The sequence below is a fragment of the Bradyrhizobium sp. CCBAU 51627 genome (genome assembly GCF_028128765.1).
In the GTDB taxonomy this organism is placed as follows: Bacteria; Pseudomonadota; Alphaproteobacteria; order Rhizobiales; family Xanthobacteraceae; genus Bradyrhizobium.
On record NZ_LBJG01000024.1, the window covers coordinates 1,401,458 to 1,423,553 of the forward strand.

The window sequence follows — 22,096 nt, forward strand, 5'->3', positions numbered from 1 at the left end:
GTGCGCTTTGCGCGCGTCACACGTCTCGGCTTGCTTGACTTGCGCGCGCTCTTCTCACCTTAATCGTGCGAAGCAAAGACGCCCCTAGCGCCTTAACGCAAACGACAAGAATCAATCCGGGAGAGAAGCTGTGGATTTCTCATTGCCTGCCGATCTCGTCGCCTATCTGGGAGAGCTCGATCGTTTCATCGAACGCGAGATCAAGCCGCTGGAAGAGGCCGACGACAACATCCGCTTCTTCGATCATCGCCGCGAATGGGCGCGCACCGATTTCGAGAATGGCGGCCTGCCGCGGCACGAATGGGAAGCACTTCTGCGCAATGCGAAGGATCTCGCCGATGCCGCTGGGCATCTGCGCTTTCCAGTGCCGAGGCAATATGGCGGCAGGGACGGCTCCAATCTCTGGATGGCCGTGATCCGCGAGCACTTTGCGGCCAAGGGTCTCGGCCTGCACAACGACCTGCAGAACGAGCATTCGATCGTCGGCAATTTCCCCATCGTCACCATGCTCGACCGCTACGGCCGCGACGACCAGAAGGCGATGATCGACGATTCGATCAGGGGCAAATATCGCATCACGTTTGGATTGACCGAGCCGCATCACGGCTCGGACGCGACCCACATGGAGACGCGTGCGGTGCCTGCTGTCAGAGACAACGTCAAGGGCTGGATCATCAATGGCGAGAAGATGTGGACGACGGGCATGCACGTCGCCACGCATTGCGCGCTGTTCGCACGCACGTCAGGCAATGACGGCGATGCCCGCGGCATCACCTGCTTCCTGGTGCCCGCCAGGAGCCACGGCGTCAAGGTCGAGGAATACATGTGGACCTTCAACATGCCGACTGATCATCCCCGCGTCAGCTTCACGGATGTGTTCGTGCCCGAGGATGCGCAGTTCGGCGAAGTCGGCCGCGGCCTGTCGCTGGCGCAATGTTTCGTGCATCAGAACCGCATTCGCCAGGCCGCGAGCTCGCTGGGCGCGGCCGTGTACTGCATCAACGAGAGCGTCAAATACGCGCGCGAGCGCAAGCCGTTCGGCAAGGCGCTGGCCGAGAATCAGGCGATCCAGTTCCCGCTGGTCGAGCTTGCCACGCAAGCCGAGATGCTGCGCCTGTTGATCCGCAAGACCGCCTGGGAGATGGATCAGCTCACCGAGGAGCAGATCGAGCGCACGCTCTCCGACCGCGTCTCCATGTGCAATTACTGGGCAAACCGCCTCTGCTGCGAATCCGCCGACCGCGCCATGCAGGTCCACGGCGGTATGGGCTACTCACGCCACAAGCCGTTCGAGCACATCTACCGCCACCATCGCCGCTACCGCATCACCGAAGGCAGCGAGGAGATCCAGATGCGGAAAGTGGCAGGGTTCTTGTTCGGCTATATGGGGCCGGGGAAGCATTGAGGCTTGCACAGTCTCGCAGGATGGGCAAAGCGAAGCGTGCCCACCACCTCTCGCTAATCTGGAAGAACGGTGGGCACGGCGCTTTGAGCCTTTGCCCACCCTACGGCACCGCCGATCAATTCACCCGTCTTTCCTTCCCCGCCCAATACGGCTCGCGCAGCTGCCGCCGCAGGATCTTGCCTGACGGATTCCTCGGCAGCGCCGGCAGGAACTCCACACTCTTGGGCGTCTTGTAGCCGGCGATGCGTTCGCGGGTGAAATTGATGATGTCGGTGGCGGTGGCCTGCTTGCCGGGCTTCATCACCACGACGGCCTTGACCGCCTCGCCCCAGATCTCGTCGGGTACGCCGATGACGGCGGCCTCGGCGACATCGGGGTGATCGCACAGCGCGCTCTCGACCTCGGCGGGATAGATGTTCTCGCCGCCGGAGATGATCATGTCCTTGATGCGGTCGTGGATGTAGAGATAGCCGTCCTCATCCATGTAGCCGGCATCGCCCGTGCGCAGCCAGCCGTCGCTGCGCAGCGTCGCGGCGGTCGCTTCGGGCAGATTCCAGTAGCCCGCCATGTTCGAGCCCGAGCGCGTCGCAATCTCGCCAACCTGGCGCGGCGGCAGCGGCTTGCCGTCGGCGTCGAGGATGGCGAGCTCGATGCCCGGCAGCGCCTTACCGGCCGAGCGCATCCGCTCGAGACCTTCGACGTGATCTTCGGGCGGCAGCGCGACGATGGTGCCGGTCGTCTCGGTCATGCCATACATCTGCACGAAGCCGCATTTAAAGACCTCGAGACATTCCTTCAGCAGAGCCGCCGGAATCGGGGAGGCGCCATAGAGCATGTATTTGAGCCTGGAGAAATCGACCGTCTTCGCGCGCGGCTGCCGCACCACGAACTGCATCGCCGCCGGCACCATGAATAGTTTCGTGATGCCGGACTGCTCGAAGAAATCCAGCACCTTGGCCGGATCGAACTCCCGCGCGATCACGCCTCGGGCGCCGTGGTAGAGCCCCATCACGCCCCAGCCGGAGCCGCCGATGTGGAAGATTGGCATCGCCACCAGCGAGACGTCATCGGTCGACCACCGGTTCCACTCCGGCTTGTCCTCGGCATTGCCGGTCTGCACGAGATTGAGGAAATTCGCGTGGCTCAGCATGGCGCCCTTCGGCTTGCCCGTCGTGCCTGACGTGTAGAGCTGGATTGCGATGTCCTTCGTGTCGATCGGTACGTTCGGATCATCGCCGCTCTGCGCATCGCGCCAGGCGGTGAAATCCTGCCACTCCGGCGCGCCGCCTTCGGTGGTGATGATGGTGCGTACGCCCGGAAGCTGGTCCCTGATCTGGCGAACCAGGGTGATGAATTCCGGCCCGACGAACAGCACCGGCGCCTTGCAGTCGGCGACGATGAAGGCGACCTCAGGCCCGGCGAGCCGCCAGTTCACAGGCGCCATCACCACGCCGGCCTTCATCGCGCCCATCAGCAGCTCGAAATAGATGTCGCTGTTCTTGCCGAGATAGGCGATGCGGTCACCCTTCTTCACGCCCATCGCGATCAGGGCATTGGCGACCTTGTTGGTCCTGACGTCGAATTCGGCGAAGCTGGTGGCGTGGCCCTCGAACTCGTAGGCGATGGCATCGCCGCGGCTTTTCGCGCGCTCGCGCACCATGTCGGCGAGATCAGCCAATCGCTGTGTGGACATGTCTCTCCCGTAGCGTTTTGTTTTTGTGCCGGAGAGTGTGGCGTCATCCGCGGGGGAAGACAAGATGGGGGAGGGGCGGTGGTTGTTTCCGTGTCCCGGGCGCGCTGCAGCGCCCTTGCGCTGCTGCGCAGACCCGGGACCCATGTTGCTGCTGCGCGCAAGGAGGGATGGGCCCCGGCTCAGCAGCGCACCACGCCGAAAGCGGCGTGCTGCGCTGCGTCCGGGGCACGAGAGAGCGTTATCCCCGCTTCGCCCGATCCTTCTCGTTCTGCGCCATGATGCTTTCGCGCGCGGTCTTCCAGTCGTCGTCGCTCCAGTCGCGGAGCTGGTAGAAATTGCCGCCCATCGCGAGCGCCTGGGCGCCGTCCATGGCGATGGTCTCGCCGTTGATCCAGTCGCAGCCGCCGGAAATCAGGAATGTCGCGAGGTTCTGCAATTCCTCCATGGTGCCGACCCGGCCCATCGGGTTCATCGCCTTGGTGCGCGCGCCGGCTTCATCACCCGGCTTGATGCGCTTGCTCATGCCTTCGGTCGGGATTTCGCCCGGCGCGATAGTGTTGAGGCGAATGCCGTAGCGGCCCCATTCGGTCGCCAGCGACATCGTCATGGCGTGGATCGCGGACTTGCTCATCGCCGACGGCACGACGTAAGGCGAGCCGTTGCGCACCCAGGTCACGGTGATCGAGACGACGTTGCCGGGTTGCTTGTCCGCGATCCAGCGCTTGCCGACCGCATGGGTCACGTAGAACGTGCCGTGCATGACGATGTTGGCGACCGCGTCGAAGCCGCGCGGCGACAGCTCCTCGGTGCGCGAGATGAAATTGCCGGCGGCATTGTTGATGAGGTCGGTGAGACCACCGTCGCGAAAGATGGTCTCGACCATCTCATCGACCGCGAGCGCGTTGCGGATGTCGACGCCGTGACTGGTGACCCGGCCGCCATACAAATCCATAAGCTCGGTCGCGGTCTCGTCGCAGACGATCTTGCGCCGGCCGCAGATGTGCACCTCGGCGCCGAGTTGCAGAAAGCGCGCCGCCATCGACTTGCCGAGCCCGGTGCCGCCGCCGGTGACGAGAATGCGCCGCCCAGCCAGAAGATTCTCCTTGAACATGGCTGTTTCTCCCGTACGTATCGTCAGTTAATTGGTCGATTGACTAAATCCGGCTGGCAGCTTTCTGTAAAGCGGCACCGAACAAGAACAGGGGAGAATTCGTCCATGGAAGATCGCGTCTCGATCTCGATCTCGGAAGGCGTCGCCGACGTGCGCCTGGTGCGTGCAGACAAGATGAATGCGCTCGATCAGGCGATGTTCGAGGCCCTTGTCGCTGCAACCGACCGGCTTTCGAAGGAAAAAGGCGTGCGCGTCGTCGTGCTCTCAGGTGAAGGCCGCGCGTTTTGCGCCGGTCTCGACATGGGGCGTTTTGCCGCCATGAAGGAGAAGGGCGGCAACGGAATTCCGGGTGGCGAAAATCGCGATCTCACCATCCGTACGCATGGGAAGGCGAACTTCGCGCAGCAGGCAGTGTGGGGCTGGCGCCAGCTTCCGGTGCCGGTGATTGCGGCCGTGCACGGCGTTGCCTTCGGTGGCGGCTTCCAGCTCGCGCTCGGGGCCGACATGCGCTTTCTCTCGGCGGACGCGCGGATGTCGATCATGGAGATCAAATGGGGCCTCGTGCCCGACATGGCGGGAACGCCGATCCTGGCGAGCCTCGTGCGCGACGACATCTTGCGCGAGCTCACCTACACCGGCCGCATCTTCTCCGCGCAAGAGGCGATGGCTTACGGCCTCGCCACCCGCATCTGCGATGACCCGCGCGGGGCGGCGCTGGAAGCCGCGCGCGAAATCGCAGGCAAGAGCCCCGATGCGATCCGCGCGGCCAAGCGGATGCTCAACAACCTCTCGGTCGATCCGGGCCCCGCGCTGCTTGCGGAGTCGGTCGAGCAGCAGAAGCTGATCGGCAGCGCCAACCAGACTGAGGCGGTGCGCGCCAATCTGGAGAAGCGCGCGGCGAAGTTTGCAGATTAGCACTTTCCGTCATCACCGGGACAAGCCCGGTGATGACGAATAACTAAGCCCGTCGCTGAACAACAAAGAAAACCAACAATGAGCGAAACGCCCCATTTCCTCGGCATCGTTTCCGGCGAGCGCCATCGCACTCACGCCGAAGTCGCCAGCCGCGCCGACCGCATCGCCTCCGGCCTCGCCGAAATCGGCGTCAAGCAAGGCGACTGCGTCTGTATGCTGATGCGCAACGACATTGCCTTCCTTGAAGCAGCCTACGCCGCGATGCGTCTCGGCGCCTATGGCGTGCCGATCAACTGGCACTTCAAGCCGGAGGAGATCAACTACATCCTGAACGACACCGGCACATCCGTGCTGATCGGGCATGCCGACATGCTGCACGCCTTGCGCGGTGCGATTCCTGCAGGTGTCACCGTGCTGAGCGTGCCGACGCCGCCGGAAATCCTATCCAATTACCAGATCGATCCCGAGCATCTGGCGCCGCCGGATTTCGCGATCGATTTCGAATCCTGGCTCGCGCAATTCCAGCCCTATGACGGCCCGGTGGTGCCGCAGCCGATGAACATGATCTACACGTCAGGCACCACGGGCCACCCCAAGGGCGTGCGACGCAATGCGCCAACGCCGGAGCAGCAGGCCGCGGGCGAGCGCATGCGCGCGATGATCTACGGCCTGAAGCCCGGGGCGCGTGCGATCCTGCCGGGCCCGCTCTATCACTCCGCGCCGAACTCGTTCGGCATCCGCGCCGGAAAACTCGGCGGCGCGCTGGTGCTGATGCCGCGCTTCGAGGCGGAGGAGTTTCTGCAGCTGATCGAGCGTTACAAGATCGACACCATCTTCATGGTGCCGACCATGTTCATCCGCCTGATGAAGCTGCCGGAGGATGTGCGCAGGAAGTACGACGTCTCCTCGCTGCGCCATGTCATCCACGCCGCCGCACCGTGCCCGGCCGACGTCAAGCGTGCCATGATCGAATGGTGGGGGCCGGTGATCTACGAGTTCTACGGCTCGACCGAGTCCAGCGCCGTCACCTTCGCAACATCAGAGGATGCGCTTAAGAAGCCCGGCACCGTCGGCAAGATCTCGCCCGGCGCCGAGCTGCGTTTCATCGGCGAGAACGGCCGGGTGCTTGGCGTCGGCGAGATCGGCGAGATCTATTCCCGCATGCCTGATATGGCCGACTTCACCTATCACAACAAGCCGGAGAAGCGCGCCGAGATCGATCGCGACGGCTTCATCACCTCCGGCGACGTCGGCTATATCGACGAAGACGGCTATGTCTTCATCTGCGACCGCAAGCGCGACATGGTGATCTCGGGCGGCGTCAACATCTATCCGGCCGAGATCGAGTCGGTGCTGCATGCCGTATCAGGGGTGCATGATTGCGCGGTGTTCGGCATCCCCGATACCGAGTTCGGCGAGGCGCTGATGGCGGTGGTCGAGCCGCAGGCAGGTCGTGCGTTGGACGTGGCTGCCATCCGCGCCAGCCTGAAGGCGCACCTTGCCGATTACAAGGTGCCCAAGCACATCGAGATCCGCACGGGACTGCCGCGCGAAGATTCCGGCAAGATCTTCAAGCGCCGCCTGCGCGATCCCTATTGGGAGCAGGTGGGCCGGAAGATTTAACGGTCCTTGGCCCGCCGGGAGCGCAGCGCAATCCCGGACCGCTCCAGCCTGTGGCACGATCCCGGATGACGCTCTCTTCCATCCGGGCTGTCTTGGCGTCTTCGCAGGGACAGATTTCGATCCTATATCAACGGCGTCATCGTCTTCTGGATCATCCCATGGCCCCCGTATCCATTCTCCTCAACATCCTCTGGATCCTCATCGGCGGCGCCTGGATGGCGTTCGGCTGGCTGGTCGCCGCCATCATCATGGCCATCACCATCATCGGCCTGCCCTGGGCGCGGGCGGCGTTCAACATCGCCGTCTACACGCTGCTGCCGTTCGGCTCGCGGGCGGTCAGCCGCTACGAGGTCACTGGTGTCGAGGATATCGGCACCGGCCCGCTCGGGGTGATCGGTAACATCATCTGGTTCGTGCTCGCCGGCTGGTGGCTGGCGCTCGGCCATCTCGTGACCGCGCTGGTCCTCGCGATTACCATCATCGGCATTCCCTTTGCCTGGGCCCATCTCAAGCTCGCGGGTATCGCGCTCTGGCCGATCGGCAAGGTGATCGTGCCGGCCTAGTCAAAGGCAACACCAATCTTCTGGTGACAGAATGAAGGCCCGGTTTGACGCGGGCCTTCGACTTCCGGGCGACAACGGATACAAGCTACGGCCCCATCCTGGCCGAGGCGGGATGTCCTGGCACCTGGAAGCGCTTGCCCGTATCCGTCACGTTCGTGCCATCGACCTTAAGGATCGAGAAGTCCTGTGTCAGATAGTTGCCGACGAGAAGGTATTTGCCGTCGGGAGTGAATACCGCGGCCTCCGGTAACCCGCCGACCTCGATATCCTGGATCTTGCTTACTTTCTTCCCATCAATCTTCAGCACCGTGATGCTGCCGTTCTTTTCGTAGAAATATGCGTTCTTCATGTTGGAGCCGCGCAGAATCACGGAAACCGCGACGTCGCCCTTCGGACTGATTGCAAGACCCTCGGGACCGTCGCCGACGACCACGCGATCGATGATGCGCGGCGGATTGCTCTCCAGATCGATGACGCTTGTGGTGTCCACGCTTCCGTCAGAGGCACCTGCGTTGCCGTTGTCCGAGGTCAGCGCGATTTTTCCGCTGGGAGCAGCCGCGACATTGTAGGGCCACTGGCCGGCCGGCAGGTCGATCTTGCTGTACGTCACCTTGTCGCCTGCGACGTCCAGCATCGAGATCTTGTGAGCAGGGAAGCGGGCGACCAGGGCTCGCTTGCCATCCGGGGTGAACGCCACGTGCGACGGACTGTCCGGCATCGCAACGGTGTCCGTGATCTTCACGTCAGTGCCATTCACGGAAAGCACGCTGATCGAATTGTCTCCGCGATTGGCGACGAGCGCCATCTTGCCGTCTGGGCTGAAGCTGAGCCCGGATGGCTGCTTCCCGCCAGTGAGCGTCGCGGCCAGCTTGGGCGGATCGGCCCGCAAATCGACGACGTAGATCTTGTTGTCGAGCACCTGTTTCAACGCCGCTCCGTCCTTGACCACATCGACGGAGTCGGCGACCAGCGCAATCGTTCCGCTGGGATCGATCGCAACGTTCACGGGCGGTCCCACCACCGAGTTCTTCAGCGGCAGGGCGGCAACGATCTTCGGGGTTTCAGGAGAGGCGAGATCGACGATGAGAACCTGATCCTTGCCCGCGGCGGACAAGACGGGCTTGCCGCTGTCGTCCCACAGAAGCTTCTCGTCAAGCCCCACGATCATCAATGGCTTCGCGTGCCCAGTGCTAAAGCTGCTACCGAGCAGCAAGGCGGCCGCAAAAGATAATCCTATCGCATGGTTACGGGACATCTTGGCGTTCTCCCCCAAATGATGCCCAACCTCTGGAGGGCTGGTGTCGGCAGCTTACGCTGCGGAACGTTCGTTCGCCAGTGATGTCTCGTCCGCTCGTGGCCGGCAAGCAAACCTTCGCGCCGAGTTTCATGGCGCCGCGTCTGACCCACAGCCGACTTGCGCGAATACTTTCAGAGGGGCGCGCTTGCCTTCATCAAAACGAACAGGTGGGAACCGGCGGCGATCAGCGAGAAAATGACTATTCCAAATTCAGCACCGTGCACATGCTGCGGCGCATATGTTGAAGCCAGCCAAATGAAGAGCCGGACGGCCGCCATGAAGGCAATCATCCCCCACATTGCGAGCCATTTTGGGGCGTACCAAGTTGGCTCGCTGCCTGGACCCCATTGCATGGCAACACGCTCGCTTTCGATGCGCGGGCCAAGATAAAGGTTCAACGCGAGGACCAACGCGATAGCTGAGCCAAAGACGTAGTCTGCTGGTATCATGCTCAGTGCCTTCCAAACACCCGCCGAGACTATCCAGAGATGGAGCAGTCATCTACTCTTGTTTAGGTGGAACCGCTCGCGTTCACTTCCGTATGGTTGCTGGTAGATTGACGAGACGCGACCACCGCTATCGGCCCGTCGCTGACCTGCGCTCAAAGCGGAGCGACATCTGCTTCCAGGAGGTGAGCCGACCGAGGCAGTGCAGGCTGCCGAGGGCAGCTCATGACCTGAAGCAAACGAACTTGGGAAGGTGCACGACAGCCGAACCCGTCGAGCGGGCCGGACAGTGACGGGAGCGCAAGGACGTTCGTGGTGAGCTCTTAGCCAGTATTTTTGACCGCCTCGGCCAGCATGGCGTAAAGCTGCTGCCTGCTGAATTCCTTGGGCTGCTGCCTCTCCGTTGTGCTCCGCGACACCTTCTTTGCGACTGCACGGGCGCAGGCTGTTGACGTCATCGGCTTCAGTTTCGGGGGGCGCCTTATCTTGGGCCTTGCTGTGGGCGGCCTGCGGCCGCGCTTCAGGCCCTGACGGGTCAGCATGCCGCAGACCGCGTTACGACTGCATCCGAGACGGCGCGCAATCTGCGTGGCGCTCTGTCCTGCGGACCAGAGCTTAGTGAGGAGCGTTATGTCTTTCGCATCCCAGCCCATGAGAGATATTATAGCGCCGACTGCCGAACCTGCGCCAGTCTAGTCTTCGTCCGGCTCGCGCACGACGGGCGGATTGTCAGCATCATCGACCTCTTCGTCGTCTTCGTCCTCCTCCTCTTCATCGGGATCCCTTGGCGGCATCGCGGCGCCAATAAGCACGAGTGGTGACCATCCGGTCGTCGAGATTGAAAATGCTTCGAAGGTGTGTTGCTTCATGTCGTTGCTGCTCCTCGAATAGCACCCGCAGTCGACTATTCCTGACGGGCGGCACGCGCAGGTCCAGGGCGCGATCGTTGCAAACGCGAGGGTGATATCAGGTCGATGACGTGAGCAAGGGCCGCACCCGCCACGCTATTGGCGACGCTTGGGGCTACTTTGTGCCCGAAGACCCATTAGACTCGATGTCCACCAGAACCTCGCCGCTGCTGACTTCGGGAACCCCAAGATCGAGGTCATGTAGACTTGCCTGAACAAACGCCAGTATCTTGGCGTTCGCTGCGTTGGCGCTTTCGCGGTCGTCAAATATCATCACGGCGATACCGACACCGTCGCCCGCATCCAGCACATGGTAAGATCTAAATCCCTGCGATTGTCTTAGGATCTCACCGACGCCGCTCTTGGCGCGACGAGCGGCGTCCGCAACCGAACGAACCTTCGTGTACTTGCGAATGACCATGTACATGTGGCCAACGCGCGCCATACGCCCCTTCGCATCAAAGCATATCAGCCCCAGTCGGACTAGTGCCAACTTCCGGGATGGGCCACGTCCGGTCGGGCGGACCGCGCAACGCGCCTTTTCCAATGAGCCATCCTCGTCCGCAAGGGGGCGAGGTGCTGAGGCTCAGGAGCCCTCGAACTTGAACGATACGTTGAGCTTGGCGCGATAGGCTTCGACTTTTCCCTTGTCATCCAGTTGCATATCGAGCTTGACGACCTCTGCAACGCGAAGGTCTCGGAGAGATTTAGCGGCTCGCTCGACCGCATTGGCGGCCGCCTTCTCCCACGAGTCGGTGCTGGTACCGACCAGTTCAATGACCTTGTAGACGCTATCGGGCATGTCGTCCTCCTATTCGGCAGGGACCGGAAATCTAGCATCTGGATCTCGACGTTGAAACGTGTCGGCGGATGCCGCGGAAAAAGGTTCGATTGGCTGTCACTTTTCCTGTTTGCCCCAAAGAAGAACTCGGCCGGCCTCGTCGCGAGATGCGGTCACATTTTCAGCCCCGGCGACGCAAATGGAATCTCCTTCCCGCCAGTTGGCTGCTGAATATTGTCGCCTCTTGGCCCCAAAGACGAACAGAGAGGCGGCAACCGCGGGTCGGCAGTCCGTGGTGGAGCGGACGTTGTCCTGGGCACGACGGTGCTGAGCCGCTGTTGCGCGCCCGATTCCTCGCATTGCCGTCGGGCAAGACACGCCACATGAAGGTCAAGAGCTCAAATGCGATATTTTCTGATTGACCGAATTTGCTATTTCGGATATATCGCAGTCTATCCCGACCCGTCAAAGGGGCGTTTCGCGATCGTCACGATACGTAGGCCGGGATGCGATGGACGCGGTAGCGCCGGCGCGTGACGGGATGGCAGGGCGGGCCAGGCCTCGTGAGCCATCGCGATCCGCGGGATCGACACGGCGCGGTCGCAGCGTTGCTTTTGGCCTCGGGGGTGAGCACGCGCGAACCTTCGAACGTTTGGGAGCGACGTCCGCGGACGGCAAAAGCGTGTGGTCCTGACGCCCGAAGTCTGTGCGTCAAGTCTTGTGGTGATGCGGCGGCCCGACCGGGTGCGCGCATCAGTCATCCGCAGCGCGACGGGGGCAATAGTGCATCGCTCCCCGGGGAGAGCACGCCATAAGCCGTAAAACCATTGCGCAGGGAAGGCCGGGATGTCCCGGCGTCACCTGTGGTCACCCCGCGTGCGTTTTTCGCGTGCGGACCCTGGGTGCCAGCCGGCGCCCGGCCTTCCCTGCGCCCTTTCTTCTCGACGAGGGCGGAACGGAGAGCAAAGCTCGGGCGCCTGCGCCGCGAGATCGACGGCTCGTGTGCAACAAAGATCGATGACTTTGCCGCGCCGCCACCAAGTTCATCTTGCACTGCGGTAGAAAAATATCGCACACTCCTCCGGACTGAGGAGCCGTTTGGGAGCTCGAACAGGGAGCGAGCCATGTCCCTCCAGACCGTATCGTCCGATGCCACCGATCTTCGCCCGAGCCGTCCCGAGGACGTCCAGGCGCTGGAGGCGGATGCGCGGCTACGCGACGAGATCCGCCTGCTCGGACGCATCCTGGGCGACACGGTGCGCGACCAGGAGGGGGCCGACGTGTTCGACCTGGTCGAGCGTATCAGGCAGACCTCGATCCGGTTCCACCGCGACGAGGACCGGCTCGCCCGCCGCGAGCTCGAGCAGATCCTCGACAGCATGTCGATCTCCGAGACGGTGCGGATCGTCCGCGCCTTCAGCTATTTCTCCCACCTCGCCAACATTGCCGAGGACCAGAACAACATCCGCCAGATGCGCGCCGGCAAGAACGGCAGCTCCGGTGTCCTGGCGGAGACGCTCGCCAAGGCCAAGAGCGCGGGCATCGGCGCCGACGCATTGCGCAAGTTCTTCAGGAGCGCGCTCGTCAGCCCGGTGCTGACCGCGCATCCGACCGAGGTCCGGCGCAAGAGCACCATGGACCGCGAGATGGAGGTCGCGGCCTTGCTAGATCGCCGCGAGCGCGTCGCGCTGACCGCGGAGGAGGCCGCCGCGAGCGACGAGCAGCTCCGCCGCGAGGTCTTGACGCTGTGGCAGACCAATCTGCTCCGCCGGACCAAGCTCACCGTGCTCGACGAGGTCGCCAATGGCCTGTCGTTCTACGACTACACCTTCCTGCGCGAGGTGCCGCGGCTGGTCAACGCGCTGGAGGACCGGCTGGAGGAGGGCGGCGCGCAGGCGGCCGGCGAGCTCGCCTCGTTCCTGCGCATGGGAAGCTGGATCGGCGGCGACCGCGATGGAAATCCCTTCGTCACCGCCGACGTGATGCGCGGCACGCTGCGGCTGCAGTCGAGCCGGGTCATGCAGTTCTATCTGGAAGAGCTGCACGTGCTTGGCTCGGAACTGTCGATCGCAGCCCATCTCGCCGACGTCTCCGAGGAGCTGCGCACGCTGGCGGAGCGCTCGCCCGACACCTCGCCGCACCGGAGCGGCGAGCCTTATCGTCTCGCGGTCTCAGGCATCTATGCCCGCCTGACCGCGACGGCTGAAAAGCTCGAGGTGGAGATCACCCGCCGTCCCGTTGGCAAGGGCGCGCCATATACGAGCGTGAAGGAGCTGCAAGCCGATCTCGACGTGCTGCACCGCTCGCTGATCTCCAACAATGCCCGCGTCATCGCGCGTGGCCGGCTGCGGCTGCTCAGGCGCGCGGTCGATTGCTTCGGATTCCATCTGGCGCGGCTCGACATCCGCCAGAACTCGGCCGTGCATGAACGCACCATCGCGGAGCTGATCGATGCCGCCAATCCCGGCATGTCCTATCTCGCGCTCGGTGAGGAGGCGCGCATCTCGCTGCTGACCAACGAGTTGCGCTCGACGCGCGCGCTGGTCTCGCCGTTCGTCAAGTACAGCGACGAGACCATGGGCGAGCTCAACGTCTTCCATGCCGCCGCGGAAGCGCATGCGATGTTCGGCTCGGACGCGATCCCCCAATGCATCATCTCGATGTGCAAGGGCATGTCCGACATGCTCGAGGTGGCGGTGCTGCTGAAGGAGGTCGGCCTGGTCCATCCGTCCGGGCGCAGCGCCATCAACATCGTGCCGCTGTTCGAGACCATCGAGGACCTGCAGGCATCGTCAGGCATCATGGATCGCATGCTGTCGCTGCACGATTACCGCCGCCTCGTCGACAGCCGCGGCAGCGTGCAGGAGGTGATGCTCGGCTATTCCGACTCGAACAAGGATGGCGGTTTCGTCACCTCGGGCTGGGAGCTCTACAAGGCCGAGATCGGCCTCGTCGACGTGTTCGAGCGACACCATGTGCGGCTGCGTCTGTTCCATGGCCGCGGCGGCTCGGTCGGTCGCGGCGGCGGACCGAGCTATGACGCCATCGTCGCGCAGCCGGGCGGGGCCGTGAACGGCCAGATCCGCATCACCGAGCAGGGCGAGATCATCTCGTCGAAATATTCCAACGCCGAAGTCGGCCGCAACAATCTCGAAATCCTGGCGGCGGCGACCCTGGACGCCAGCCTGTTGCAGCCGAGCCAGAGCGCGCCGCGCCGCGAGTACCTGGTCGCGATGGACGAATTATCGAACCTCGCTTTCAAGGCCTATCGCGGCCTCGTCTACGAGACCGAAGGTTTCGTCGACTATTTCTGGTCCTCGACCGTGATCAACGAAATCGCGACACTCAACATCGGCAGCCGGCCGGCCTCGCGCAAGAAGACCCGCGCGATCGAGGATCTTCGCGCCATTCCCTGGGTGTTCTCCTGGGCGCAATGCCGCCTGATGCTGCCGGGCTGGTACGGCTTCGGCAGCGCGGTCGAGCAGTGGATCGCCGAACACCCGGACAAGGGCATGCCGTTCCTGAAAGAGCTTTACCAGGAATGGCCGTTCTTCCGCATGCTGCTGTCGAACATGGACATGGTGCTGGCGAAAAGCTCCATCGCGATCGCCTCGCGCTATGCCGAGCTGGTACCGGACGAGGCCCTGCGCGAAAAAATCTTCGGCCGCATTCGCCGCGAATGGCATTCCTGCATCGAGACGCTGCTCGAGATCATGGGGCAGGACCGCCTGCTGCAAGGCAACCCGCTGCTTGAACGCTCCGTGCGGCACCGCTTCCCCTATCTCGACCCGCTCAACCACGTGCAGGTCGAGCTCTTGCGCGAGCACCGCGCGCAGAACCCGGACGAGCAGGTGCTGCGCGGGATTCAACTGACGATCAACGGCATCTCGGCGGGCCTGCGGAATACGGGTTAGGAGGCGAATTGAGAATGGCAAGTAGCGAATAGTCTGCTATTCGCCACTCACTATTCGCACAAGCTCAAACCGGATCCCAGGTGAAGATGTCGGCGGAGCGGTCGAGCTTGTAGAACGAGCCTTTCAGTGCCGGCATGCCGTGCTCCGCGATCGATTGCGGCGTCCAGCCTTCGCTCCGCTGCACCGATCGGATCGGACGGTTCTGGCTGAACAGGAAGATCTCGTTCATGCGCACGCCGAAGATCTGGCCGGTGACGTCCTTGGCGGAATCGCCGAGCAGGTAGCCGCAGAGCGGGGCGATCTTCTCCGGACCCATCTGCTTGATCTTCTCGACGCGCGCCTTCTCGGCCTCGGTCTCGGTCGGGATGGTGCCGATCATGCGAGTCCAGGCGAACGGCGAGACGCAGTTCGAACGGACGTTGAAGCGGCCCATGTCGAGCGCGATCGATTTCGACAGACCCACGATGCCGAGCTTGGCGGCGGCGTAGTTGGCCTGGCCAAAGTTGCCGATCAAGCCCGAAGTCGAGGTGAAATGCACGAAGGAGCCGCTCTCCTGCTCGCGGAAGATCCGCGCCGCGGCGTGGCTGACATAGAACGAGCCCATCAGATGAACCTTGATGACGGCCTCGAACGCCTCGACGCTCATCTTGTGGAAGATCATGTCGCGCAGGATGCCGGCATTGTTGACGACACCGTCGAGCCGCCCGAAATGATCGGTCGCGGTCTTGACGATCTTGCTGGCGGGGATCGCTTCGGCGACCGACTCGAAATTGGCCACGGCCGTGCCGCCGCGCTTCTTGATCTCCTCGACCACTTCCTCGGCGGGCGCGGCGTTCGAACCGGCGCCGTCGGCGGCCCCGCCGGGATCGTTGACCACCACCTTGGCGCCCTCGGCCGCGCAGAGCAGCGCGATCTCGCGCCCGATGCCGCGGCCCGCGCCGGTGACGATGATGACCTTGTCCTGCAGTGATTTCGTCATGGGGATGCCTCCTGTTGTTTCCGTCATTCCGGGGCACGCGAAGCGTGAACCCGGATTCTCGAGGTTCCGGGTCTGGTCCTTCGGACCATCCCGGAACGACGAGTCACTACCTCTCGTTCGTAAACACGATCGTGCCACTTGCAGCGAACATGCCGCCGACGCCGTGGCACACCGAAATCTTCGCGTTCGGCACCTGCGCCGGCGCAATCCCGCGCATCTGGCGCACGCTTTCCTGCAGCGCGTACATGCCGTACATGCCCGAATGCATGTAGGAGAGGCCGCCGCCATTGGTGTTGAGCGGCAGCTTCGCCCCGGGCCGCGTATTGCCGTCGGCAATGAACTTGCCGGTCTCCTCATACGGCATGAAGCCGAGATCGCCGAGGCCGAACAACGGCAGATGCGCAAACGCATCGTAGATCATGAGATGATCGACATCCCCGTGCTTGATGCCCGCCTCCTTGAAGGCCAGAGGTCCCGCGGTCTTGAACGCGCGGGAGGAATTGAAGGTCTCCATCTGGCTGACCATCGGCGTCTCCACGCTCTCGCCGGTGCCCATGATGTAGACGGGCTTGCGCGGAAAATCCCTGGCGCGGTCGGCCGAGGTCAGGATCAAGGCGCCGCCGCCATCGGTGACGAGGCAGCACTGCAGCAGGCGGAACGGATAGGCGATCATGCGCGAGTTGAGGACGTCAGTGACCGTGATCGGGTCCTTCATCATCGCGCGCGGATTCTTCGCTGCCCATTCGCGCTGCACGACGGCGACCGCGGCGAGCTGCTCATGCGTGATGCCATAGGTCTTCATGAAGCGCAGCACGGGGATCGGGAACATGCTGGGCGGGCCGTAGACGCCATAGGGCGCCTCGAACTGGCCGTTGAGACTGTCCGGCGCTGTGAAGCGCGGCTGCTTGCCGATCATCGACTTGCCGCTCTCGGCGTGGGTGATCAGCACGGTCTTGCACAGGCCGGCCTCGATCGCCGCAGCCGCATGGCGGACGTGCAGCATGAAGGAGCAGCCGCCGACCGAGGTGCCGTCCACCCAGGTCGGCTTGATGCCCAGATAGTGGCAGACCTGCTGCGGCGTCTCGACCGCGGTGGCGAAACCGTCGATGTCGGAGAGCTTCAGTCCGGCATCCGCGATGGCGTTGAGCGCCGCGTCCGCGTGAAGCTGGAGCTGCGAGGCGTTGGGGATGACACCGAGCTCAGTGGTCTCGGCCGCGCCGACGACGGCAACCTGGTTCTTGCGCATGATCTACCCTTTCGCCTGACGGAACACGGGGAGGGTGATCTTGTCGTCGAGCTCCTGGAAGGCGACTTCGAGCTTCATGTCGAGCTCGAGTGCCTCCGGCGTCTGCGCACAGTCGATGATGTTGCTCATCATCCGCGGCCCCTCCGCAAGCTCCACCACGGCGATGGCATAGGGCGGCGTGAAACCGGGCGCTGCAGGGCGGTGGTTGATCACGTAGCTGTAGAGGAAGCCTTTGCCGCTCGCCTTGAACACGGAGACCTTGCGCGAGGCGCAGGACGGGCAGAACGGGCGCGGCGGAAAGTAGACATGCGCGCAGGCGTCGCAGCGCTGCAGGCGCAATTCGCCCGCTTTGGTGCCATCCCAGAAGTGCTGGGTCTCCGGCGTCGGTTTCGGTCGCGCGCGCTGCGGTTCGGCCATGTCGGCAGCTCCTCCCAAAGGCGAGAACTTGATGCTCGTCCGTTTCAATCTTGATGCGCCAATTGACCATCGCGCGTCAACGGTTCAGCACAGAGCTCTGCACGCCATGTATTCCACCATGCGCACAATTGCGATTGGCGTGCTTGTGTGCCAGTAAGTCGGCACGGTACATAAGTGCCGAGACAAGAAGAGATCGGGAGGATTCCATGTTGAGAACCGTAGGCGTTGCGCTGGTTGCAGGTCTGACCTTCGCTGCGCCGGCCCTTGCTGCGGATGCGCCGGCGGAGATCAAGATCGGCACGCTCTACGCGTCGAGCGGGCGCTATGCCTCGATCTCCATGCCGGTTCACTATGGCCTGAAGCTGTGGGTCGAACAGAAGAACGCCGAGGGCGGCGTCTATGTGAAGGCGTTCGACAAGAAGATCCCGATCAAGCTCGTCGCCTATGACGACCAGAGCAACACGGCGACCGCGGCGACATTGTACAACCAGCTCATCACCCAGGATAAGGTCGATCTTCTGGTTGCCGATTCCGGCTCGGTGCTGACCGCGCCTGCGGTCGCGATTGCCCGCGACCACAAGATGTTCCTGTTCGACCAGACCGGGACGGGAGCCAGCTTCTTCTCCAAGGACAATCCCTACATCGCCCTGATGGCCGACCCGGTGTCGACCGTCTGGCCGAAGCCTGTCGCCGATTTCGTTTCGCATGATGGACCCGGCCTCGGCATCAAGAAGGTCGCGATCCTTTATTCGACCAACGAGTTCACGGGCACGCAAGCCAATGCCTTCCGAAAGTTCGTCAAGGAATCGGGGGCGCCGATCGAGATCGTCTACGATCAAGGCGTTCCGACCGAGACGACCAACTACACCGTCATCATCAACAACATCGCCAACACCAATCCGGACGCGGTGATTCACTTCGGCTATGCGCCGAACGACATCGCCTTCCTCCGCAACGTCCAGGACGTCGGCGTCAATTTCAAGATGCTGTTCTCGATCTATGCGGGCCTGGAGACCGAGCTGCTCGAGAAGAACGTTGGCGAGAAGGGACTCGAGCACGTCTTCACCTACGTCCCGCCGCAAGAGCTGAAATATCCCGTGAACTTCGGGATGAACATGGCCGAGTACAAGGCGGCCTGGGACAAGAAATATCCTGATGGCAAGGTCGAGTTCGGCTTCAACTCGGTCGCCGGCTACACCACGGCTCTGGTGATCGAAAAGACCCTGTCGGTCGCGACCAGCCTCGACCAGCTCGAACTGCGCAAGGCGACCTTCAGCCTGTCCAATCAGCTGCAAACGCTGGATGGGACGTTCGCACTCGACGAGATGGGCGGTCAGATCGGTGAATTGACGCCGCTCGGCCAGCTCGAGCTTGGCGATCACGGGCATCTCAAGTTCATCTCGATCTATCCTCACGAGACGGCGACCGGAAAGCCGGTCTATCCGCGTCCATGACAGGAAACCGCGCTGAGCAAGTCCTGGGACAAGTCTTGGCACAAGGCTTGGGAGTCGGCTGCTGATGTTGACCTACGCGTTGGTCGCCGGCGTCCTGTTCGGGCTGTATTTCAGCCTGGTTGGTATGGGGCTCAATCTCGTCTTCGGCGTCATGCGCATCGTCAATCTTGCGCATGGCGACGTCTTGATGCTCGGCGCCTTCGTCGCGCTGGGTGTCGCCACCCTGGCCGGAATCGACCCGCTGTTTGCTGTGCCGCTGGCCTTCGTGGTGTTTCTGCTGGTCGGCACGCTGCTCTATTGGGTACTGGTGCCGCGTCTGCAGGGATCCGCAAATCCCGAGATGCTGTCGATCATCCTGTTCTTCGGCCTGTCGCAGGTGGTCGAAGCCATCACCACGATCTTCGCCGGCACCAGTGAGCGCTCGATCCAGAGCCGTCTGCTCGGCACGGTCTTCTCGACCATCAAGGTCCAGCTGTTCGGCGGCAAGCCGCAGACCGGTCCGATCCGCATCCTCGGTCAGGGATTTCCCGCGCCCTGGGTGATTGCTGCCGGAACCAGCCTGGTCGCCATCGGTCTCGTTTACGTCTATCTCTATCGCACGCGGCTCGGGACCTTGACGCGGGCCGTGATGTCGCGACGCGACGAGGCGCTGGCCTCGGGTATCGATGTTGATCGCGTCTCCGCCGCGGCCTTCGGAATCGGACTCGGGCTTGCTGCGGTTGCGGGCGTGTTTGCGCCGTTCATGTTCGGTTCGATCACGCCGGCCTTCGGCGCGGACGCCACTGTGACGTCGTTTGCGATCGTCGTGCTGGGTTCGCTCGGCAATCCGCTCGGTACTGCCCTCGGCGGTGTCGTCTACGGTGTCTGCTACATGCTGGTGCAGACCTATCTCAGCTCATGGGCGGACCTTCTGCCCTATGTGCTGCTGATCTTGATCCTCTTGCTACGTCCGAGCGGCCTGCTTGGAAGGCGGGTGCGCGTTGCCTAATGCCGTCAAGCATGTGCTGTTCATTCTGGTGCCGCTGATCGCAGTGTTTGCGGTGCTGCCGGGCCTCTACCAGAACCATCTGCTGCTGTTCAATTTCGTCACGTTCCTGATCCTCGCGCAGGGCGTCAACATCATCTATGGCTTCACCGGCTATTTGCCGTTCGGCTATGTCGGCTTCTTCGGGGCCGGGGCCTATGGATTCGCGGTGCTGGTGATGCACTATCAATCGCCGGCGCTTGTGGCGGTGTTGGCGGCGGGGCTGGTCGGCGTGCTGCTCGGCCTGTTGCTGACACCGTTGTTGCGGCTCTCCGGCGCCTATTTTGCCATTGCCAATCTCGCCGCGTCGCTCGCTGTGCTGCACCTGGTCGCCAATCCCGCATTGGAGGGCATCACCAAGGGGCCGTATGGCGTGTCGCTGACAGGTACGTTCAATCCGTCGCACGCCTATTATGCTGCGCTGGTGGTGCTGACATTGACGGTGAGCGGCGTCGTCTTCCTGAAGAATTCGAGCTTCGGGCTTGCGCTGCAGGCCGTCCGCGAGGATGCGGTCAGTGCGTCGATGGCAGGGGTCAACGTCGTCAGGATGCGCATCGCGGCCTGGCTGGCGTCGGCGCTGGTGGCGGGACTCGCCGGCGGCATCTATGCTTGGTACGTTTCCGTGTTCTATCCCGACAACGTCTTCAGCGGCGAGTTCAGCATCTTCGCGATCGTCTTCGCGCTGTTCGGAGGTGTCGCGACGATCTCCGGACCGATCATCGGCGTCCTGATCCTTTACGGCGTCTACAATCTGATCGGGTTCACGACCCCGCAATATTTCCAGCTCATCTACGGTCTTCTCATCATGGGGTTGGTGTTGTTCCTGCCGGCAGGGCTGGTCTCGCTGGCGACGCGGAGGGGCTGGCATGTCCCCTGACACAAAACCCATTCTCAACGTCCATAAATTGGTGAAACGCTTTGGCGGTTTCGTTGCACTTGACGGCCTCAGCTTTCACGCCGCGCCGGGCGAGGTGCTGGGGCTGGTCGGTCCGAATGGTTCGGGCAAGACCACGGCCATCAACGTGATTTCAGGTCTCTACGCGCCCGACGGCGGCGAGGTCGCTTTCGAGGGCGAGTCGATTGGCGGCATTGCGTCCCACAGGCTGGTCCGTCGCGGCATCAACAGGACTTTCCAGGTGCCGAAGCCGTTCATGTCGCTGACCGTGCGGGAGAACGTCAGGGTGGCCCTGGCCTATGGCCATATCGGCGGAACGCCGCCGTCGCTCGATGCGCTGCTCGACGAATATCGTTTGGCCGCCGTCGCCGACCGGCCGGCAGCCGATCTCAACAGTGCGCAGCAGAAGATGCTGGATCTGGTCCGCGCCTTGGCGACGCGACCGCGCCTGCTGCTGCTGGACGAGCTCGCCGCCGGGCTCAATCCCGCTGAGCTCGACTGGATTGCCGAGCGGATCAAGCAGCTCGCGGCAGGCGGCATGTCCATCATCGTCGTCGAGCATCTGATGGGCTTCATCGAGCACATCACCGACCGCGTCATCGTTCTCAATGCCGGTCGGGAAATCTTCGAGGGTAAGCTCGCGGCGGCCGTGAAGGAACCGCAAGTGATCGAGGTGTTCTTGGGAGGCGAGCATGCCGCCTGAAGTAACGCCTCTTCTCCAGGCGCAAGGCGTCGACGCGGGCTACGGCACCATGCAGGTGCTGTGGGGTGTCGATCTCGACGTTAAATCCGGCGAGACGGTCCTGCTGCTTGGCGCCAACGGTGCCGGCAAGACCACGTTCCTGAAATCGCTGGTCGGCCTCGTCGAGGCCCGTCACGGCAGCATCGTGCTCGGCGGGCAGGATATCGCTCATATGCGGTCCAGCGACCGCATGAAGCTCGGCATGACCTACATGTCGGAGCTTGCGGTGTTTCCCGACCTGTCGATCGAGGAGAACATCCTGGTGGGGGCTCAGGCCCTGGGACATGCCAATCCCCGCCGGCGCCTCGACGAGCTCTATGGCCTCTTTCCCGTTCTGCGCGACAAGCGCCGCGACGCCGCCTCCAGCCTGTCGGGCGGGCAGCGCAAGATGCTCGGGATCGCCAAGGCGCTCGCGGCCGAGCCGAAGCTTCTCGTCATGGACGAGCCTTCGGCCGGGCTGTCGCCGCTCTTTGTCAAAGAGGTCATCCGCATCCTGAACGGCCTGCAGGGGCGCGGGATGGCGCTTTTGATCGCAGAGCAGAATATCGGTTTCCTTGAAGTGGCAACCCGCGTATTTGTTCTGGAAGGCGGGCGCATTCGCTTTTCCGGCACGGTTGCCGAGATGACCGACAACGAGGCGCTGCGGCGCGCCTATTTTGGATTGAAATAGCGCGGCACCGTTT

General features: G+C 63.0%; 21 protein-coding genes. 10 read left to right on the forward strand and 11 right to left on the reverse strand.

Going from position 1 to position 22,096, the window contains the following annotated elements; all coding sequences use genetic code 11:
- Window positions 1-130 precede the first annotated feature (130 nt).
- On the forward strand, window positions 131-1,405 hold the full coding sequence (locus tag XH88_RS21410; RefSeq protein ID WP_271670219.1) for an acyl-CoA dehydrogenase family protein: 1,275 nt from the start codon (window positions 131-133) through the stop codon (window positions 1,403-1,405).
- 115 nt (window positions 1,406-1,520) lie between these two features.
- Here XH88_RS21410 and XH88_RS21415 read toward each other — a convergent pair whose 3' ends face one another.
- Together XH88_RS21415 and XH88_RS21420 are read right to left on the reverse strand one after the other, a co-directional pair.
- On the reverse strand, window positions 1,521-3,098 hold the full coding sequence (locus XH88_RS21415) for a fatty acid--CoA ligase (protein WP_271670220.1): 1,578 nt from the start codon (window positions 3,096-3,098) through the stop codon (window positions 1,521-1,523).
- 238 nt (window positions 3,099-3,336) lie between these two features.
- Complete coding sequence (locus tag XH88_RS21420; RefSeq protein WP_271670221.1) at window positions 3,337-4,209, reverse strand: SDR family oxidoreductase; 873 nt, start codon at window positions 4,207-4,209, stop codon at window positions 3,337-3,339.
- A gap of 105 nt (window positions 4,210-4,314) precedes the next feature.
- Between XH88_RS21420 and XH88_RS21425 the strand changes: the two genes are divergently transcribed.
- The 3 genes from XH88_RS21425 (at window position 4,315) to XH88_RS21435 (ending at window position 7,310) form a co-directional block, all read left to right on the forward strand.
- The gene (locus XH88_RS21425) at window positions 4,315-5,124 is read left to right on the forward strand and encodes a crotonase/enoyl-CoA hydratase family protein (protein ID WP_271670222.1); all 810 of its coding nucleotides are present in this window, start codon (window positions 4,315-4,317) and stop codon (window positions 5,122-5,124) included.
- A 78-nt stretch (window positions 5,125-5,202) separates the two neighbouring features.
- Window positions 5,203-6,747 (forward strand): acyl-CoA synthetase, encoded by a 1,545-nt coding sequence (locus tag XH88_RS21430; RefSeq protein WP_271670223.1) that lies wholly within the window; start codon window positions 5,203-5,205, stop codon window positions 6,745-6,747.
- Between the two features lie 158 nt (window positions 6,748-6,905).
- The gene (locus tag XH88_RS21435) at window positions 6,906-7,310 is read left to right on the forward strand and encodes a YccF domain-containing protein (protein ID WP_271670224.1); all 405 of its coding nucleotides are present in this window, start codon (window positions 6,906-6,908) and stop codon (window positions 7,308-7,310) included.
- Window positions 7,311-7,395: 85 nt separating this feature from the next.
- Here XH88_RS21435 and XH88_RS21440 read toward each other — a convergent pair whose 3' ends face one another.
- The 6 genes from XH88_RS21440 to XH88_RS21465 all read right to left on the reverse strand — a co-directional run bounded on the left by XH88_RS21440 (window position 7,396) and on the right by XH88_RS21465 (window position 10,763).
- Window positions 7,396-8,478, reverse strand: a complete 1,083-nt coding sequence (locus XH88_RS21440; RefSeq protein WP_271670225.1) for a beta-propeller fold lactonase family protein — start codon at window positions 8,476-8,478, stop codon at window positions 7,396-7,398.
- 260 nt (window positions 8,479-8,738) lie between these two features.
- The gene (locus XH88_RS21445) at window positions 8,739-9,056 is read right to left on the reverse strand and encodes a hypothetical protein (protein ID WP_271670226.1); all 318 of its coding nucleotides are present in this window, start codon (window positions 9,054-9,056) and stop codon (window positions 8,739-8,741) included.
- 320 nt (window positions 9,057-9,376) lie between these two features.
- The gene (locus tag XH88_RS21450) at window positions 9,377-9,706 is read right to left on the reverse strand and encodes a GcrA family cell cycle regulator (protein WP_271670227.1); all 330 of its coding nucleotides are present in this window, start codon (window positions 9,704-9,706) and stop codon (window positions 9,377-9,379) included.
- Between the two features lie 39 nt (window positions 9,707-9,745).
- A complete protein-coding gene (locus XH88_RS21455) occupies window positions 9,746-9,922 on the reverse strand; it encodes a hypothetical protein (RefSeq protein ID WP_271670228.1) in 177 nt (58 codons plus the stop codon).
- Between the two features lie 154 nt (window positions 9,923-10,076).
- Window positions 10,077-10,388: a hypothetical protein gene (locus XH88_RS21460; RefSeq protein ID WP_271670409.1), complete on the reverse strand. Its 312-nt coding sequence runs from the start codon at window positions 10,386-10,388 to the stop codon at window positions 10,077-10,079.
- A gap of 159 nt (window positions 10,389-10,547) precedes the next feature.
- Window positions 10,548-10,763, reverse strand: a complete 216-nt coding sequence (locus XH88_RS21465) for a dodecin family protein (protein ID WP_061878534.1) — start codon at window positions 10,761-10,763, stop codon at window positions 10,548-10,550.
- Between the two features lie 1,103 nt (window positions 10,764-11,866).
- Here XH88_RS21465 and ppc point away from each other — a divergent pair.
- Window positions 11,867-14,656 carry a phosphoenolpyruvate carboxylase gene (gene ppc / locus XH88_RS21470; protein WP_271670229.1) on the forward strand — a complete coding sequence of 930 codons (2,790 nt, stop codon included), beginning with the start codon at window positions 11,867-11,869 and terminating at the stop codon, window positions 14,654-14,656.
- A 64-nt stretch (window positions 14,657-14,720) separates the two neighbouring features.
- On the opposite strand, the gene XH88_RS21475 is transcribed toward ppc, so the two are convergent.
- The 3 genes from XH88_RS21475 to XH88_RS21485 all read right to left on the reverse strand — a co-directional run bounded on the left by XH88_RS21475 (window position 14,721) and on the right by XH88_RS21485 (window position 17,298).
- Entirely contained in the window at window positions 14,721-15,635 is a 915-nt protein-coding gene (locus tag XH88_RS21475; RefSeq protein ID WP_271670230.1) for an SDR family NAD(P)-dependent oxidoreductase, read from the reverse strand.
- A gap of 106 nt (window positions 15,636-15,741) precedes the next feature.
- Window positions 15,742-16,881 carry a thiolase C-terminal domain-containing protein gene (locus XH88_RS21480; RefSeq protein ID WP_271670231.1) on the reverse strand — a complete coding sequence of 380 codons (1,140 nt, stop codon included), beginning with the start codon at window positions 16,879-16,881 and terminating at the stop codon, window positions 15,742-15,744.
- A gap of 3 nt (window positions 16,882-16,884) precedes the next feature.
- A complete protein-coding gene (locus tag XH88_RS21485) occupies window positions 16,885-17,298 on the reverse strand; it encodes a Zn-ribbon domain-containing OB-fold protein (RefSeq protein ID WP_271670232.1) in 414 nt (137 codons plus the stop codon).
- 206 nt (window positions 17,299-17,504) lie between these two features.
- Between XH88_RS21485 and XH88_RS21490 the strand changes: the two genes are divergently transcribed.
- From XH88_RS21490 to XH88_RS21510, 5 genes are all read left to right on the forward strand, one after another.
- A complete protein-coding gene (locus XH88_RS21490; RefSeq protein WP_271670233.1) occupies window positions 17,505-18,752 on the forward strand; it encodes an amino acid ABC transporter substrate-binding protein in 1,248 nt (415 codons plus the stop codon).
- A gap of 64 nt (window positions 18,753-18,816) precedes the next feature.
- Window positions 18,817-19,740 carry a branched-chain amino acid ABC transporter permease gene (locus XH88_RS21495; protein ID WP_271670234.1) on the forward strand — a complete coding sequence of 308 codons (924 nt, stop codon included), beginning with the start codon at window positions 18,817-18,819 and terminating at the stop codon, window positions 19,738-19,740.
- The gene (locus XH88_RS21500) at window positions 19,733-20,653 is read left to right on the forward strand and encodes a branched-chain amino acid ABC transporter permease (RefSeq protein ID WP_271670235.1); all 921 of its coding nucleotides are present in this window, start codon (window positions 19,733-19,735) and stop codon (window positions 20,651-20,653) included. The genes XH88_RS21495 and XH88_RS21500 overlap by 8 nt, the downstream gene beginning before the upstream one ends.
- Entirely contained in the window at window positions 20,643-21,374 is a 732-nt protein-coding gene (locus XH88_RS21505; protein ID WP_271670236.1) for an ABC transporter ATP-binding protein, read from the forward strand. Before XH88_RS21500 ends, XH88_RS21505 begins: the two co-directional genes overlap by 11 nt.
- Window positions 21,364-22,083: an ABC transporter ATP-binding protein gene (locus XH88_RS21510; protein WP_271670237.1), complete on the forward strand. Its 720-nt coding sequence runs from the start codon at window positions 21,364-21,366 to the stop codon at window positions 22,081-22,083. The genes XH88_RS21505 and XH88_RS21510 overlap by 11 nt, the downstream gene beginning before the upstream one ends.
- The last annotated feature ends 13 nt before the right edge of the window (window positions 22,084-22,096 follow it).

Coding starts and splice junctions, on each gene's coding strand:
- XH88_RS21415 (WP_271670220.1), bottom strand. CDS start 3,098: ATGTCCACACAGCGATTGGCTGATCTCGCCGACATGGTGCGCGAGCGC.
- XH88_RS21420 (WP_271670221.1), bottom strand. CDS start 4,209: ATGTTCAAGGAGAATCTTCTGGCTGGGCGGCGCATTCTCGTCACCGGC.
- XH88_RS21425 (WP_271670222.1), top strand. CDS start 4,315: ATGGAAGATCGCGTCTCGATCTCGATCTCGGAAGGCGTCGCCGACGTG.
- XH88_RS21430 (WP_271670223.1), top strand. CDS start 5,203: ATGAGCGAAACGCCCCATTTCCTCGGCATCGTTTCCGGCGAGCGCCAT.
- XH88_RS21435 (WP_271670224.1), top strand. CDS start 6,906: ATGGCCCCCGTATCCATTCTCCTCAACATCCTCTGGATCCTCATCGGC.
- XH88_RS21440 (WP_271670225.1), bottom strand. CDS start 8,478: ATGATCGTGGGGCTTGACGAGAAGCTTCTGTGGGACGACAGCGGCAAG.
- XH88_RS21445 (WP_271670226.1), bottom strand. CDS start 9,056: ATGATACCAGCAGACTACGTCTTTGGCTCAGCTATCGCGTTGGTCCTC.
- XH88_RS21450 (WP_271670227.1), bottom strand. CDS start 9,706: ATGGGCTGGGATGCGAAAGACATAACGCTCCTCACTAAGCTCTGGTCC.
- XH88_RS21455 (WP_271670228.1), bottom strand. CDS start 9,922: ATGAAGCAACACACCTTCGAAGCATTTTCAATCTCGACGACCGGATGG.
- XH88_RS21460 (WP_271670409.1), bottom strand. CDS start 10,388: ATGTACATGGTCATTCGCAAGTACACGAAGGTTCGTTCGGTTGCGGAC.
- XH88_RS21465 (WP_061878534.1), bottom strand. CDS start 10,763: ATGCCCGATAGCGTCTACAAGGTCATTGAACTGGTCGGTACCAGCACC.
- ppc (WP_271670229.1), top strand. CDS start 11,867: ATGTCCCTCCAGACCGTATCGTCCGATGCCACCGATCTTCGCCCGAGC.
- XH88_RS21475 (WP_271670230.1), bottom strand. CDS start 15,635: ATGACGAAATCACTGCAGGACAAGGTCATCATCGTCACCGGCGCGGGC.
- XH88_RS21480 (WP_271670231.1), bottom strand. CDS start 16,881: ATGCGCAAGAACCAGGTTGCCGTCGTCGGCGCGGCCGAGACCACTGAG.
- XH88_RS21485 (WP_271670232.1), bottom strand. CDS start 17,298: ATGGCCGAACCGCAGCGCGCGCGACCGAAACCGACGCCGGAGACCCAG.
- XH88_RS21490 (WP_271670233.1), top strand. CDS start 17,505: ATGTTGAGAACCGTAGGCGTTGCGCTGGTTGCAGGTCTGACCTTCGCT.
- XH88_RS21495 (WP_271670234.1), top strand. CDS start 18,817: ATGTTGACCTACGCGTTGGTCGCCGGCGTCCTGTTCGGGCTGTATTTC.
- XH88_RS21505 (WP_271670236.1), top strand. CDS start 20,643: ATGTCCCCTGACACAAAACCCATTCTCAACGTCCATAAATTGGTGAAA.
- XH88_RS21510 (WP_271670237.1), top strand. CDS start 21,364: ATGCCGCCTGAAGTAACGCCTCTTCTCCAGGCGCAAGGCGTCGACGCG.